The organism is Streptosporangium sp. NPDC048886 (assembly GCF_055586905.1).
In genome coordinates, this window is sequence record NZ_JBVJHH010000037.1 from 1 (window position 1) to 13,834 (window position 13,834).

At 68.3% G+C, this 13,834-nt stretch carries 17 protein-coding genes and 2 pseudogenes; 9 read left to right on the forward strand and 10 right to left on the reverse strand.

Annotation, left to right across the window (positions count from 1 at the left end):
* A partial coding sequence (locus ACZ6R6_RS35890) for a transposase (RefSeq protein WP_470101013.1) occupies nt 1-581 on the reverse strand: 581 nt, incomplete at its 3' end.
* A 315-nt stretch (nt 582-896) separates the two neighbouring features.
* Here ACZ6R6_RS35890 and ACZ6R6_RS35895 point away from each other — a divergent pair.
* Complete coding sequence (locus ACZ6R6_RS35895) at nt 897-2,639, forward strand: leucine-rich repeat domain-containing protein (RefSeq protein ID WP_470101015.1); 1,743 nt, start codon at nt 897-899, stop codon at nt 2,637-2,639.
* Between the two features lie 50 nt (nt 2,640-2,689).
* Here ACZ6R6_RS35895 and ACZ6R6_RS35900 read toward each other — a convergent pair.
* The 3 genes from ACZ6R6_RS35900 to ACZ6R6_RS35910 all read right to left on the reverse strand — a co-directional run bounded on the left by ACZ6R6_RS35900 (nt 2,690) and on the right by ACZ6R6_RS35910 (nt 4,866).
* Nucleotides 2,690-3,561 (reverse strand): IS5 family transposase gene (locus tag ACZ6R6_RS35900; protein WP_470101234.1). Its coding sequence is split into 2 segments (ribosomal slippage): nt 2,690-2,923 and nt 2,926-3,561, totalling 870 coding nucleotides; the frame shifts between segments, so codons are not numbered across the junction.
* Nucleotides 3,562-3,833: 272 nt separating this feature from the next.
* Nucleotides 3,834-4,103 (reverse strand): hypothetical protein, encoded by a 270-nt coding sequence (locus ACZ6R6_RS35905; RefSeq protein ID WP_470101017.1) that lies wholly within the window; start codon nt 4,101-4,103, stop codon nt 3,834-3,836.
* Between the two features lie 235 nt (nt 4,104-4,338).
* Entirely contained in the window at nt 4,339-4,866 is a 528-nt protein-coding gene (locus ACZ6R6_RS35910; RefSeq protein WP_470101019.1) for a DinB family protein, read from the reverse strand.
* Between the two features lie 323 nt (nt 4,867-5,189).
* On the opposite strand from ACZ6R6_RS35910, the pseudogene ACZ6R6_RS35915 reads away from it, so the two are divergent.
* Both ACZ6R6_RS35915 and ACZ6R6_RS35920 read left to right on the forward strand, forming a co-directional pair.
* Nucleotides 5,190-5,252 (forward strand): annotated as a pseudogene (locus ACZ6R6_RS35915) (hypothetical protein); the annotation flags it as partial.
* 206 nt (nt 5,253-5,458) lie between these two features.
* Nucleotides 5,459-6,169 (forward strand): annotated as a pseudogene (locus ACZ6R6_RS35920) (F510_1955 family glycosylhydrolase); the annotation flags it as partial.
* A 504-nt stretch (nt 6,170-6,673) separates the two neighbouring features.
* Here the strand turns inward: ACZ6R6_RS35920 and ACZ6R6_RS35925 are convergent.
* On the reverse strand, nt 6,674-7,630 hold the full coding sequence (locus tag ACZ6R6_RS35925) for a GNAT family N-acetyltransferase (RefSeq protein WP_470101021.1): 957 nt from the start codon (nt 7,628-7,630) through the stop codon (nt 6,674-6,676).
* A gap of 10 nt (nt 7,631-7,640) precedes the next feature.
* Entirely contained in the window at nt 7,641-7,976 is a 336-nt protein-coding gene (locus tag ACZ6R6_RS35930; protein ID WP_470101023.1) for an ArsR/SmtB family transcription factor, read from the reverse strand.
* A 109-nt stretch (nt 7,977-8,085) separates the two neighbouring features.
* Here ACZ6R6_RS35930 and ACZ6R6_RS35935 point away from each other — a divergent pair, with 109 nt between their 5' ends.
* Complete coding sequence (locus ACZ6R6_RS35935; protein WP_470101025.1) at nt 8,086-8,283, forward strand: hypothetical protein; 198 nt, start codon at nt 8,086-8,088, stop codon at nt 8,281-8,283.
* A 252-nt stretch (nt 8,284-8,535) separates the two neighbouring features.
* Here ACZ6R6_RS35935 and ACZ6R6_RS35940 read toward each other — a convergent pair whose 3' ends face one another.
* On the reverse strand, nt 8,536-9,123 hold the full coding sequence (locus ACZ6R6_RS35940) for an isochorismatase family protein (protein WP_470101027.1): 588 nt from the start codon (nt 9,121-9,123) through the stop codon (nt 8,536-8,538).
* Nucleotides 9,124-9,163: 40 nt separating this feature from the next.
* Between ACZ6R6_RS35940 and ACZ6R6_RS35945 the strand changes: the two genes are divergently transcribed.
* The gene (locus ACZ6R6_RS35945) at nt 9,164-9,808 is read left to right on the forward strand and encodes a hypothetical protein (protein WP_470101029.1); all 645 of its coding nucleotides are present in this window, start codon (nt 9,164-9,166) and stop codon (nt 9,806-9,808) included.
* Nucleotides 9,809-9,870: 62 nt separating this feature from the next.
* Nucleotides 9,871-10,188: a hypothetical protein gene (locus tag ACZ6R6_RS35950; protein WP_470101031.1), complete on the forward strand. Its 318-nt coding sequence runs from the start codon at nt 9,871-9,873 to the stop codon at nt 10,186-10,188.
* A gap of 26 nt (nt 10,189-10,214) precedes the next feature.
* On the opposite strand, the gene ACZ6R6_RS35955 is transcribed toward ACZ6R6_RS35950, so the two are convergent.
* Complete coding sequence (locus tag ACZ6R6_RS35955; RefSeq protein ID WP_470101033.1) at nt 10,215-10,688, reverse strand: STAS domain-containing protein; 474 nt, start codon at nt 10,686-10,688, stop codon at nt 10,215-10,217.
* 308 nt (nt 10,689-10,996) lie between these two features.
* Here ACZ6R6_RS35955 and ACZ6R6_RS35960 point away from each other — a divergent pair, with 308 nt between their 5' ends.
* Nucleotides 10,997-11,317: a helix-turn-helix transcriptional regulator gene (locus ACZ6R6_RS35960; protein ID WP_470101035.1), complete on the forward strand. Its 321-nt coding sequence runs from the start codon at nt 10,997-10,999 to the stop codon at nt 11,315-11,317.
* Here ACZ6R6_RS35960 and ACZ6R6_RS35965 read toward each other — a convergent pair.
* Entirely contained in the window at nt 11,301-12,179 is an 879-nt protein-coding gene (locus ACZ6R6_RS35965; RefSeq protein ID WP_470101037.1) for a hypothetical protein, read from the reverse strand. The two genes, ACZ6R6_RS35960 and ACZ6R6_RS35965, sit on opposite strands and share 17 nt — an antisense overlap.
* A 333-nt stretch (nt 12,180-12,512) precedes the next feature.
* Between ACZ6R6_RS35965 and ACZ6R6_RS35970 the strand changes: the two genes are divergently transcribed.
* Nucleotides 12,513-12,635, forward strand: coding sequence for a hypothetical protein (locus ACZ6R6_RS35970; RefSeq protein ID WP_470101039.1), 123 nt, complete (start codon nt 12,513-12,515; stop codon nt 12,633-12,635).
* Between the two features lie 199 nt (nt 12,636-12,834).
* Here the strand turns inward: ACZ6R6_RS35970 and ACZ6R6_RS35975 are convergent, their stop codons facing one another.
* The gene (locus ACZ6R6_RS35975) at nt 12,835-13,212 is read right to left on the reverse strand and encodes a VOC family protein (protein ID WP_470101041.1); all 378 of its coding nucleotides are present in this window, start codon (nt 13,210-13,212) and stop codon (nt 12,835-12,837) included.
* A 141-nt stretch (nt 13,213-13,353) separates the two neighbouring features.
* On the opposite strand from ACZ6R6_RS35975, the gene ACZ6R6_RS35980 reads away from it, so the two are divergent.
* Nucleotides 13,354-13,674 (forward strand): ArsR/SmtB family transcription factor, encoded by a 321-nt coding sequence (locus ACZ6R6_RS35980; RefSeq protein ID WP_470101043.1) that lies wholly within the window; start codon nt 13,354-13,356, stop codon nt 13,672-13,674.
* Nucleotides 13,675-13,834 lie beyond the last annotated feature (160 nt).

The following is a 13,834-nucleotide window of genomic DNA, read 5'->3' on the forward strand; positions in this document are numbered from 1 at the left end:
TCGGCATCACCGGCCCGCCACTGCCCGGCAGCCATCAACCGCTCGATCACCTCGCGCAGTTGGCCGGCGGTCACCGCGGCCAGATCATCCCCAGGTGTCAGCCGGAGCGCATCCAGCGGCGCAGTCCACGAGCTGCGGCCGGCCTCCAACGCCACCACGAAGGAGTACGGCCAGCCCGGGATCATGATGTGCTGGTCCTTGCCCCGCCCATAGGTATGGCACAAGATCCGCTCTGGTGAGGTGTGCGCGTCCGGCCGCAGCCAGCACGTCACATCCACCGCCGGCACCAACCGCCCATCAGCCGCTCTGGGCAGGGACACCGTGCTCAACGCCCGGCGCAGCCGCCCGACCTCCAGCCGGCCACGCTCCAACGCCGCATACAACGACCCATGACCACGGCGGTGCTCACCAACCAGCGACAACTCCACCAGTGACCGTACTGGCCCATCACCGCATAACACCGCCTCGGCCAGCTCGAATGTCGCATCGGCCCGCGCGGTCAGACAGCCGTAGAACTCGGCCCGGAAGTGCGTCAGCTCTCCCCATGCATCAACCGGACACTGATCAGGCACACTGGTCATCAAGACAGCCCTTGGTAATGGATCTTCTTCCCTCGACAAGAAGAATGATCAACCAAGGGCTGTCTCACTGAGAAATCAGGCGCGGCCTCACTAGCCACCAAGGTTAAAGATCAAGCTAGGGCGTGTTTTAGAACCCTGTCGCGTTGATCGCGCTGCGCCGGGATGATCTCGGTGTGGCGCGTGGGGATCTCACCGATGAACAGTGGGCTGTGTTGAACTTCTGCTACCGGTATCGACGGCGGGGCGGCCAGCAGCCTCACGACGGCGCTGGACTTTCCCGTAGGGCTGTCACAGCGCGGACCTATGCTCGTTGCCATGTCGATATCCGCCACCCCCGCATCCCTGTCCTATGCCGACGCCGACGCCCGTCTGAGCGGCGCGTTGTCCGCCGCGTTCGAGAGTGAAGGAGAGTCGTCCGACTATGACAGCGTGCTGTTCTTCGACGGCGATCTCGCGGTCGACGGGGACTTCCTGGACGCCGTCAATGCCCTGCGAAGCGGGGACGACGAGGACGACGTCGAGCTGATCGTGATCACCGGCAATCTGACGGTCAACGGCCCGATCGCGCTCTATGAGGACCAGCCCGGACTCTACGTCGGCGGTCGCACCGAGGCCGAGACCCTGGAGGCCGGCGACTGCGAGATCTACATCCATGACGGCGCCTTCACGCACCTCGTCTACGGCTATTACAACCACGGCTGGCTACGGACCGGGACCGTCGAGACCCCTTGGGTGATCGACTTCGAACACGCCATGGACGTGCACGCCGTCGGCGGGCGCTGGGTGGACAACTTCGGCGACGCCAAGGACGCCGACTACGCCAAGCCGGGCATCGTCGAGGCGTTCGTGCCCGAGGTCGTCGACGCGGAGGACCGCTGTCTGGACGTCGATGCGTTCCTGGACCGGCTGCGGGCCGGGCTGCCGGTCCTGCGGCCCGGAGCCCGGACGGCGGCCGAGTCGGCCGAAGCCGACGTGTCCCGGTCCCGGGCCGACCGGGTGGAGCACCTCGACCTGACCGGTCGCAACCTCAAGGAGTTTCCCGCCGAGGTGCTCCAGATGCCGTGGCTTCGTACCCTGATCCTGGACGGCAACCCGATCGGCGAGCTGCCCGAGGCGCTCGGGACGCTCACCCGGCTGGAGCACCTGTCGGTGCGCAACTGCGAGCTGACCGCCCTGCCGGAATCGATCGGCGACCTGGCCGCGCTCCGGGTGCTGTGCGTCGCCAGCAACCGGGACACGGACCTGGACACGGTCGAGTTCACCCTGCCGGCCGCCATCGGCCGGCTCACCGCCCTGGAGGAACTCGACATCTCCTACCTGTCCGTCTCCGTCGACACGGAGTCGGGGTCGGAGTGGAACCTGCCGGAGGTGACGCGGTTCGTCCTGCCGGACGCCTTCGGCGACCTGGTCGCGCTGCGCAAGCTGGTCGCCGACGGGACCGACGTCGTGTTCCCCGACTCCGCGCACGGGCTGGCCGCCGTCGAGGAGGTGTCCATAACCGGCGGGAGCCACTACTTCCTGCGGACCTTCCCCGAGGCCGTCACCACCTTCCCGAACCTGCGCCGGCTCGACCTGAGCGGCAACTACTTCGACACCGTCCCCGACAGCCTGCTGCGGTTGACCCGCCTCGAAGAGCTCGACCTCGGCGACAGCCTCGGTCTGCTGCGCGACCCGCTGCCCGACCTCGGCCGCCTGCCCGCGCTGCGGGTCCTCGGCTTCGGCGGACACAGCCGCCGCGCTAGCACGCCCCTGCCGTCGCACGATTTCCTGCGGGAGCTGTTCGCCATGGAGCTGGCCGGACTGGAGGAGCTCCGGATCAGCCGGTGGCAGCGGAACACCAAGCGCCTCAAGCTCAAGCCCGAGCACTTCGCCGGGATCGGGACGTTTCGTCGGCTGCGGATCGTCGACCTGAGGTTCAATCAGCTCAACGACCTGCCGGCGGATTTCGACACGCTCCCCGATCTGGCGGTGGCCAACTTGTACGGCAACCTGTTCCCAGGGGCGGTCCGCGACCGGATCACCGCCGCACACCCGACCGCCCAGATCGACTTCGAGTAGGCGTTCGAGGTCGGCGTGGCCGGCATGACAGCGGAGCCGGTCGCCGGGGATCACAGCCACTCACCAATCGCCGCGATCTGTACGGTGGCCAAGTAGCGGACGGCGAGCTTGTCGTATCGGGTGGCCACGGCCCGGTACCGCTTGAGCCGGTTGATCCCGCACTCCACGGCGTGCCGCAGCTCGTAGTCCTCCCGGTCGAATACCGGCGGTCGACCGCCGGCGCTGCCGCGACGTTTCCGCCCGGCAATCTGGTCGCGGCGCTCCGGGATCGTGGCCCGGATGCCCCCCGACGTCGCAGGTAGACGCGGTTGGCCTTCGAGCAGTACGCCTTGTCGGCCCGCACCCGATCCGGGCAGCAGCGGGGACGGCCAGCACCCAGGCGGGGCACCCGAATCGCCTCCAACACGGGCACGAACTGTGGACTGTCGCCGCGTTGCCCAGCGGTGACGACCAGGGGCAACAGGCGCTGTCCGTGTTCGCAGGCCAGATGAATCTTGCTGGTCAGGCCGCCGCGGGAGCGGCCCAGGCCGTGGTCGGCCGGTTCGATGTCCACCCCGCCCGGCGGCTCCTTCTGGGCTGCGCCGTCGCGGCGGGCGCCGGCGGTGTGCTGATGGGCCCGGCTGATCGTGGAGTCCACCGACACGTCCCAGATAATCCGCCCGGCAGCATCGGCCCTGGTCTGCAGCTTGATGAGCAGCATGGCCCACATGCCCTCGCGCTGCCAGCGCCGGAACAGTGAGTACACCGTCTGCCATGGACCGTACTCCTCGGGCAGGTCACGCCAGGGCACACCGGTCCGTACGCGATGCCGAACCCCGTCGATCAGCCTGCGCTGGAACAACGCCGGTCGGCCCGTTGCCGCCACCGGCAACAACGGCTCCAGCACCGCCCACTGCGCATCACTTAAGTCCCCACGCGCCACACCGAGATCATCCCGGTGCAGCGCGATCAACGCGACAGGGTTCTAAGACACGCCCTAAGGGTCTCGGGCGGGCAGGGGACACGCATTCGGAGTGGAGGGCCGAGATGGAAGGGCTGGATCCAGAGGAGTTGCGACGGCTGGTGCTCGGCGGGTCGCCGCGTACATCGACACACGGGCTTTCGAGGCCGTGCTCGCCGAGGAACGGCGCCAGCGCGCCGCGTTGCAGGCCTTCGTGGACAGCCGGCAGAGCTCGGACCAGTGAGCTCCGGTGATCAGGCGGAGGGGAACCGGGCGTCGCCTTCCAGTGCCCGATACAGGGTGGAGCGGCCCACGCCCAAGACCTTGGCGATCGCGGCGGCGAGCGCCTCCATCTGGGACAGGTGGTCCTGGGCGCGGGTGGAGACGCGGGCGTAGCCGGTCCGGATCGCGTTGATCGTCGCCGAAAGGGCGGAGACGGAGGCGGTGGTGATGCCGGGGATCGTCTGCGCGGTCTCCATGGAGACGTCCGGGGTCTGCTCCGTGGGCACGGTGGGGGCGCGCATCTCCTCACCGTCTCGAAAAGGGTCCTGAAACTCAATCTCCAGCGGCAGGGTTTCGGGACGGTCGTTCCTGGGGGAACGCCTCTCGGGAACCATGATCGTTTCGCCGTCCCGTAAACGGCGGTGGTCTCAAGGGATCAATGCATCACCGTTCTTGACCAGGCCAGAGTGGGCCTCGTCTGGAACTTCGGAAACGATGAGTCCGGCCAGATCCACCAGCGTCGTTTCGAGACTTGCCTCAGTGCCCGGTAGCACCGTCGATGCGCTCGCGGAGCAGATCGGCGTGGCCGTTGTGGCGGGCATACTCCTGGATCATGACGGAGTAGACCCAGCGCAGGCTCATCTCGACCTTGCGCCGGGGGTCAATGAAGGTCTCATCCAGCGAGTGGCCTGAGGTCACCTGGCGGACTAGTTCAATCTCGCGGGTATACGTGATGAGGTCCGATTCGGCATCAGCGGCCTCCACCGCGAACTCGGCGTTCAGGTCGTCATCACTGCAATACAGGTAACCGGCCCGCTGCCCCGCGAATCGGAAGCGGAACCAGTCCCGCTCCACCTCGGCCATGTGGCGCACCAGGCCCAGCAACGACAGGTTCGACGGTTGTATGCACTGGAGCTTGAGCTGCTCGGCGGTCAACCCGCCGCACTTCCACAGCAGCGTCTGCCGGTGAAAGTCCAGCCAGGAGTCCGCCAGCGAGCGCTCGTCACCCACGATCTCGGTGAACTGGACGTGGACACGGGGGATCTCCGGAGCGAGCCAACTCATCAGACCATCATGCCGGGCTCTGCCTGGGGCAGGTAGCGCGCAAGAAGGGGTGCCGTAAGAAACGTGTCATGAGCCCCAACCGGCGTTGATCTTGTTGTGATGTGTCTGGTCAATGCTGGGCGGCCATGACGCCCCCCTGACCATCGAGTTCGGCGGGGTCAGCGGAGGTTGGTAGTGCCGTCGAGGATGAGGGCGATCCCTGCTGAGCAGGGAAAACACTACAAGATCCTTCACAGCGCCGACGGCTGTCCGCGGGTTCCTCAACCCCGGACCGGCGCTGGACCCTGGCCCGCATCACGACCCTGATCGGCCGGCGCTTTCACCTGACCGACACCCTCCACGGCATGCGCAAGCTGCTGATCCGCAACGGCTGCACCTGCCAGATCCCGGCCCGCCGCGCCCTGGAGCGCGACCAGGCGGCGGTGACCGGCTGGATGAAGGAGACCTGGCCGGAGGTGGAAGATCCGCGGCGGCGCTCGGCGACAGCCTTGGCCCTCACGGCGGGCACGGACAACACCTCCGCGAACGGTGACGGCCATTCCGGAGGCCAAGTCAGCCAGATGAGCCACGTGCACGGGCTGGGGTCAACCCCGGCAACGGCAAGGTCTACGTGGCCACCCACCACGGCGTGGACCTCATCGAGGCTCCCGGGAGGGCCACCCCGGTCGGAGCCGGCCGCCAGGACACCGTGGGCTTCACCGTCATCGGCACCGACACCTTCCTCGGCAGCGGCCATCCCGCACCCGGCCAAGGCGGCCCCGCGAACCTCGGCCTGATCGAGTCCACCGACGCCGCGATCACCTGGCGCAGCCTGTCCCTGGCCGGCCAAGCCGACTTCCACGCCCTCGAATACGCCCACGGCACCGTCTACGGCTACGACTCCACCTCCCGGAGGCTGCGGGTCAGCGCCGACAAGAAGACCTGGGACAACCGCGCCCGGCTCGACGCCGCCGACATCGAGGTAAGCCCCACCGACCGCAACACCGTCCTGGCCACCACTGAGCGGGGCGTTGCCAGGAGCACCGACGGCGGCCGCACCTTCCGCACCAGCGGTGGCGCACCGCAGGTCCTGCTGTCCTGGCCCACCGCCGGCGCCCTGTACGCCATCGATCCTGCCGCCACTCTCAGTATCAGCGCCGACGGCGGCACCACCTGGAAGACGATCTCCACCATCCCCGGCGGGCTGCCTCAGGCGTTCGAAGCCGTCGACCAACGCCGTCTCCTGGCCGCCACCGAAGACGGCATCTACGAATCCCGCGACAACGGTGCCACCTTCACCCGCCTCCTGCCGCTGTCTCGCTAGGACGGGCCGAAAAACAGTGGAGCAGCCGTTGACGGTAAGCCATCCCGCCGCAGGCATGGAAGGTCGCGCACGGACCGAGACGGTTCCTCCTCGGCCGGTGATCTCGTCTCGGACCTACCTTGTCTTCGGACAGCCGCTGTGGCCCGAGCCGACGGTTCAGGGCGACGCCCCACTGCCCCTTTCTGGCGCACTTGGTCTTCCCGCCCCTACCACCAAAACCGGTCCGATCCTCCGAAGGCCGGTCCGCACGCCATAAGTGTGCGACCGGCCCGGCAAGAGGAGACCGCCAGAGATGCCGGGGCCCGCCGTACGGCGGAGCCCCCGGTTCAGCGTGTGCGTACCGGTGTGCGTGTCGCCTCGCGGCGAAAGGCACAAACACGGCTCCGGCCGAACGGTCGTCCGCGAAGGCAAAGGTGAGGCCCGGGGACACCGGGCGCACCGGCCACGCGATACACAACCACCGCCGGCCGCCCGACGTTCCCGGCCGCCGCCCTGACCGGTGGCTCAGGTTCCGGCCACGATGCTGCGCCGTTCCACCGTGACCACATCCCGCCAGACGCCGTGGTGGCGGCCGACGCGCTCACGGGTGCCCACCACGCGAAAGCCGAGCGCCCGGTGCAGAGTGAGACTGGCGGTGTTCTCCGGGAAGATCCCGGCCTGGACCGTCCAGATCCCGGCGTCCTCGCTGGCCGTGATGAACGCCGCCAGCAGCGCCCGGCCGATCCCGTGCGCCTGGCAACCCGGGTGGACGTAGACACTGTGCTCGACCACCCCGGCATACACCGGCCGGGCCGAGACCGGCGCGGCGGCCACCCAGCCGACGACCTGGCCGGTCGCGGTGTCGGCGGCCACGTAGCGCAGGCGCTCCAGCTTGCCCGCGGCAAAACCCTCCCAGGAGGGCGCGACGGTCTCGAAGCCGGCCTGACCGGTGTCCAGACCGGCCTGGTAGATGGCCAGCACCTGCTCGGCGTCCGCTGCGCGCATCGGCCGGATCTCCAGCCCCGACGGGGCCGCGGGCTTGACCGCCTGGATGATCGCCGAGTGCACGCCATCGCCGTGATCGGCGGTGAGCCGGACGGCGATGCCGGTGAACCCGGCCCGCCGCAGCAGGTCGCGGTACTCCTCGAGGGCCAAGGCTCCGGCCACGCAGCCGATACGCCGCTCGGCCGCGGCCCGCCGCTGCGGGTCGATGACACCCTCGGTGACGACGTCGCTGACGCCGAACCGGCCGCCCGGCCGCAGCACCCGGAACGCCTCGGCCACGGCGACCGGGTTGCCGCAGCCCAGACTGGCCCGTAGCGCGCCACCCGGAAGTCCCGAGGTGTCGTCGTAGCTGGCCACGCCGAAGCCGCCTCGGTCGAACTCGCCGGCCGAGCAGTCGAGAGCGACCTGGCCGACCAGCGCGGCACGGGCCAGACCGGAATAGCGTTCGACGACCTGTTCGTGCTCTTCACTCGCCATGGCGGGCTCCTTACTCGCAGGTGGGGGTGGCCGGGACCGGGTTGCCCATCACCACGTCGGCGGCGGTCGGGAAACAGCTCACGCACGCCTCGTTGATCTGGTACAGGCTGGAGGTGCCGTGCTTGTCGACCAGCACGAACCGCACCTCGGCCAAGATCTTCAAGTGGTGCGAGACGGTGGACTGGCCCACGCCGGACGCGGTCACGATCTCGCCCACGCTCATCGGTACGCGCCGCCGGGCCAGCAGCGACACGATCTGAATCCGGGTGGCGTCGGCCAGGGCCTTGAACCAGCTCGCGTACTCCTCGGCCTCCGCGCGCGGCAGCGGCTCGTTCTCCTCATTCATCGTTAATCGACGATAGTCGATAAAAAGAGAGGGGGGAAGCCCTCCGGCGACACGCCGACGAACATCCACAACTTCCGGAATGCGGCAATTCCGGAAACATACTCCGGGAGTGTCTTCCGGAAGCACGACGCCAGCGATCTCGCAGACCCCCGGAACGGCTTCCGAAGACACAAGCCGGTCCCGCGCCGTCACACTTCCCGGCCCGTACGCGGCGATCATCACCGAATACGCCACCGCGCTGGAGCGCTCACCGCTGGCCGACTCCAGCAAGACCAAGCACCACTCCCGGCTGCGCGGCTACCTCTGACGGAGGCCGACATCTGGCGGGCCTACCAGGTCGAGCTGCGCGAGCGCGGCGAGCCGCACCGCGATCCTTGGGGATTGAACCCCTTCGAGCGCAGCTGAACTGCGCCGCTCCCACAGCCCGGCCAGACGCGAACGAGTGTGCAGTTTCCTGCGCACGCTACCGTCACTGATCGTTCCGCTCCTCCCCGAGGGCTGATGCGGCGGTCGGCGTGGAGGCGGCTGTGGCGCCGGCGGGCGGGCTGGAGCGGCCTGTTCAGGCGACGACAGGTTCGCCGGTCAGTGCGACACCGGCCCGGCGCAGCTCATCCAGTGCGGTGCGCGTGGTGTCGGCGGCGACGCCGGCGGTGTAGTCGAGCAGGACCCGCACCGTGAAGCCCGCGCGTACTCCGTCCAGTGCGGTGGCCTTCACGCAGTGATCGGTCGCGATGCCGACGACGTCGAGGTCGGCGATATCGCGGTCCTTCAGCCAGGCCGACAGTGTCGTGCCGTCCTGGGTCGAGCCCTCGAAGCCGCTCTTGGAGGCGGAGTGCGCGCCCTTGAAGAAGACCTCGTCGATGTGCCCGGAGTCGACGGCGGTCGCGAAATTCGGATGGAACTCGCCTCCTTGGCCGCCGACGACGCAATGCACGGGGAATGAGTCCTGGAAGTCGGGGTTGTCGGAGAAGTGGGCGCCCGGGTCGATGTGGTGGTCACGGGTGGCGACGACGAAGGCGTACTGCCCGTCGGCGCGCCGGACCAGGTCGGCGATGGCGGCGGCTCGGTCCGCGCCGCCCTTCACCGGGACGCTGCCGCCCTCGCAGAAGTCCTTCTGCACATCGACGATGATCAGTGCACGACGCACGGACAATCCCCTTCCCTCGAGTCTCGGGTGAACCTCTGCGATGATCACTCTTCCGCCGGCGGGCGGCGCGTCACTTCCCGGACGTTCACCGGCCGGCGCGACGGCGTGCAACGTGGTCCACCGCTCCGGCCCGGGCCGCATCCACCCGATCGTGACATTGAGTATATGTATAGTCACTATATGTTGTCGAGTGAAGGTGGACAGAGGGGGGCAGCACATGACGAGCGTCCGTAATCCGGCCAAGAGCAGCCGGGAATTCATGGGGGACGACGGCGGCTACTCCAAGGTCGGAGCCGTCCTGACCGCCGAGGTGGGCGGGGGCGCCGAACCGCAGACGGTGACCGTCACCTACGAGGCGATTCCCTCCATCTGGACACACGTCAAATGGTTCGGGGAGAGCAACAAGCTGAATCCCGAATCCGTGCCGAAGATGGACACCACGCTGACCCTGACCGGTCCCGACGGCGCGACGGTCAGTTCCGAAGACATCACCGTGGTCGCCGAGGAGGTTCCGTATCCGCTCACGGCCGAGCGCGTCTTCCGCAACCTGGCCCCGGGCATCCATGGGGTCACGGTGAGCGGGGTGAAGACCCGCGGCAGCAAAACCACCGACGGTCGCAACCGCACCGGCAAGGACCGGGTGGTTCTGGGCGAGCAGTCCGTCGAGTTCGGCCTCGGCGGCTGAACCGGGCCCGCCGCGAACCAGGGGCCGCCCCCTCGTCCGCCGCGCGCATCACCGCGACGGCGGTGGCCGGGATCGGATCCGGCGCCGCCTTCCTCGGCGCACTCGGCTCCGTCGTCCCGCTGGCCGCCCCCGCCGAGCGCGCGGAACTGTTCTCGACCGTGTACGTGGTCAGCTACCTGGCCTTCAGCCTGCCCGCGGTGGCAGCCGGCTTCGCGGCACCGCACACCGGCCTGCTGCGCACCGCCGTCGTCTACGGCGGCACCGTCGCGGCGCTGGCCCTCGGCTCACTGGCCGTCACACTGACGCACCGCCGGAAGCCGGACGGCCCAGCGCCCGTCGCCTCGGCGCACGAGACCGCAGCGGAACGCGTGCCGAGCTGATCAGCCGCCGGCACCGTTGAAGATCGTCAAGCGGGGTCCGAATCCGTCCGAAAGTGGGGCCGTCTCTCATGCGAGAAATCACCCTGTCGCGGTGGGCCGGGATCGTGCTCTGCGCCGCCGTCCAGGGCGCCATCACGCAGTGGCAGGTTCAGCAGCTCCGCCAGGCGACGCGTGGAGGGCGGCACGTTGACCACGCAGGCTGCACCCTCCTGACACAGCTCCGCCAGCAGGCACATTCCGCCGACGTCGATGAACCGCAGGTGCTCGATGTCGATCAGGAGACGGTCGTCGCCGTGCCCGGCGCGGGCTAGCGCCTCGGTCAGCGCGGTGCGGTTGGTGGCGTCGATCTCACCGATCAGCCGGACGAGGATCGCGCCAGGCTTGGGGCGGTAGGTCAGGCGCAGCTGGTGATCGGCATAGAGGGGCGCGTCGATGACCCCGTGGAGCGCGGCGCCATCGGGTTCGGGGACGCCGGAGGGGGTGTCGCGCTGGATGGTCATGGCGTTGTGGGCAGGGGTGGGACGGGGCCAGCGCTGCTCTGGAGAAGTGCGCAGGTGCGCTGGTGTGGAGAGGCAGGCATGTGGATCCCCGTTCGGGGAGGGAGGCCGGTCGACTGGAATCATCTCACCCGCAGCCTGTTTCTAGAAGACAGTTACCGGAAAGGAACTTCCGGTAAGTTCTTATGATAGAGACGTTCCGTCCTCGTTACCAACAGGCCGGACCTATCGGCCCCGAAAGATGCGACATGGCCATGAGCAGCTCTGGTGAGCCCACCTCCACCTGGACGTTTCTGACCCACCATGCCCGAGTGCTGTTGGAGATCGCCCGCGATCCGCAGGCGCGCCTGCGCGACATCGCCACCCGGATCGGCATCACCGAACGCGCCGTGCAGGGCATCGTGTCCGACCTGCACCAGGAGGGCTATCTGACCCGCGGCAAAGTCGGCCGCCGCAACCACTACACCCTCAACCTCGAGCGCAGCTTCCGCTATCCAACGGAGGCCAATCTGCCCGTCCGGCTGCTGATCGACATCTTCACCCAGCATGACCTGCCCGGCGGCGATGCCCCCGCCGCCCGCCACGCCTCTGCCTGGCCCTCCACTCAGGTCGGCGTCACCGGGGAAAAGTAGCCGAGAAAGGCCAGACCAACCCCCTTCGACTGAGCCTTTGAGCAGGGTGGGAAGTCGTAGCGCTTCGGAGCCGTCCGGGTCCGCCCGCCTTCTCCGGTAGGCCGATGAGCAGGCCCTCTTTGGTACACAGCCGGTGCAGCTCCCACGCTTCGCGGGCCCTGTCGACGTACTCCTTGCAGCCGCGTGCGTACGGTTCGTTGGCGATGAGGCGCAGGTCTGCGGCCTCGTTGATGTACTGGCGGGCCTGACCGTCCAGGGTGATGTGGGTGACGCGCAATTCGATGGAGCGGGTGGCGCGGGAGATCGGCGAGGTGATCACGATGGCCAGGACGGACAGCAGGACGATGACCAGGCCGTCAGGGCGTTCGACGATGTTGGCGACGGTGGCGTAGGCGAAGATCAGCGTGATGGCGGCGAAGAAGGGCGCCGCGGTGGTCAGCAGCTTTTTCGCGCCCTGGATCCGCTGGGTGAGGTCACCTTTGACCAGAGGCATCACGGCCACGCCGATCTCGAAGCCGGACAGGCCCAGGGTGAGCTTGGGCATCACGTACAGCGAGACGACGATCATCGCGATCGGGCTGGAGCGCTCGGCGGTCAGCACCAAGGTGACCGGCACCCGCCAGCCGGCGAAGACCGCTGGCGCGAATGGGTTGGGCAGCAGGTGCGCGGTGGCGTCGGCGGCCGACAGGGTGATGGTCACGATGAAGTCGGTGGCCACGGACCCGAGCAGGAACAGCACCAGCAGCTTGCCGCGCCGGCCGGGCAGCAGCCGTTCCGGCATCGACGGCGACCCGAGCCCGTGAGGGCTCTCCTTGGCGACCGCCCGGTAGGTCGGCAGGGCGCCGAACAGGGGCAGCGCCACCGCAGCACGGTGACGGTCGGGCTGAGCGTGCCGCCGGCCGGCGCGGCGATGCCGGGCTGGTAGCCCAGAGTGGAGAAGTAGTCCGCGCCGGCCAGGCAGATCACCTGCCATCAGGAGTGCTGATGCTCGGGTGGCTCCTCGTGATGCGGACCGCTGGTCCTGGGGTCAGAGCGTTGCAGGCCCTTCAGCGGCCATCCGCACAGCCCTGGGTTCGCCCGCGCCGGCGTTGATGTGCTTGCCACGATGTTTCCCTTGCGCCTACCGATTGCCGCTCTGCTCCCGATAGGTGCTCATGGCGCACCGGGTGTCTTCGCCGGTCATGCCCCGCAGCCAATGGATCAGACCCAAGGGCTGGTGCGCCCCGAGGCGGCTGTCGGTGAACGTGCCGACTACCGCGGCTGCTCGGTGCTCGTGCTGCTCTCCACCGAGGCCCCCAGCCCCTACAAGAGGCCGTAGCCTCCCAGGGGCGGCCAGGGCGGGAGCGCCGATCGTGGAGGCGCTGCGTGAGCTGCCCAGGGGGTAGGACCGGCGCAAACCGACCGTCGAGCACATCGATCTGGCCTTGCTGGCCGAGGGGGCTGGCGGCGTCTGGCGCTGGGCGCCCCGCAGCTGGCACCCGGCGGGTTGATCGACCAGGGCCTGTCCCATGAACTTTCTACTGCGCCGATTGAGCTTGGACCTTGGCGGAGTCGAACTCGACGTATTCGATGATTGCGCCGCCGGGGTGGCGGACTGTCAGGTTGCGTCCGGTAGGGACTTCGTTCGGGCCGTCGAGGGTGTCGCCTCCCTCGCGCTCGACGATGGCGAAGATGTCATCGAGGCTGTCGACGATGACGGTGGCCTGCACGTTGCGGTAGGGCGCCAGCGCCTCTGAGGTGCCTGAGACCAGGAGGTAGTCGCCAATGCTCGCCAGTTCGAGGTCCTGGTAGGAGAAGCGTAGCCCCGGCCGGGCGGCGGTGAGTGCTTCGAAGGTGGGCAGCGCGGTGTCCAGGTCGTCGACATAGATGCGGGCGTAGGTGGTGCGGGTGGCCATGAGAGAGAACTCCTTGATCATTTCGCTTTTTCCGAAATATGGAAATGATCCTATACTGACTGGATCAGGACATGCCAACCTCAAACAGACGGACCTCAGGGGAGTGGGATGCGATCGCCGACCGAGCCCAAGACGGCAGACATGAATCTGGTCGCCGTGCTACATGCGCTCGGCGACCCCGTCCGCTTGGGCCTGGCGCGCCGGATGGCTGCAGACGGCGAGGTGCCCTGCAGCCCGGAACACCTGAACGTCCCGCGTTCCACGCTCTCCAACCACTGGCGCATCCTGCGTGAGGCGGGCATCACCTCGACTCGCTCGGAGGGCAAGGCCCGCTACATGACGCTGCGCCGTGACGACCTGGAGGCTCGCTTTCCGGGCGTACTGGAGACGATCCTCGCGGCCGCCGCGCCCGAGGCCGCCGTCGGTCCTACGTCAGATGGCCAATCGGGGCGCGTCCAGTAGCTCATGCGACAGGATCCCGAAGCCGGATTCGGGATCGATGCGACATCGATGGTCCCCTCGAAGAAGTGCTGGATGGAGGGGACGTTCGACAGGATGCCGTCGGCGACGCCGATGACGATGAGGACGGCGGCCGCCCACAGGTGGCGGTGGCGCAGGGCCG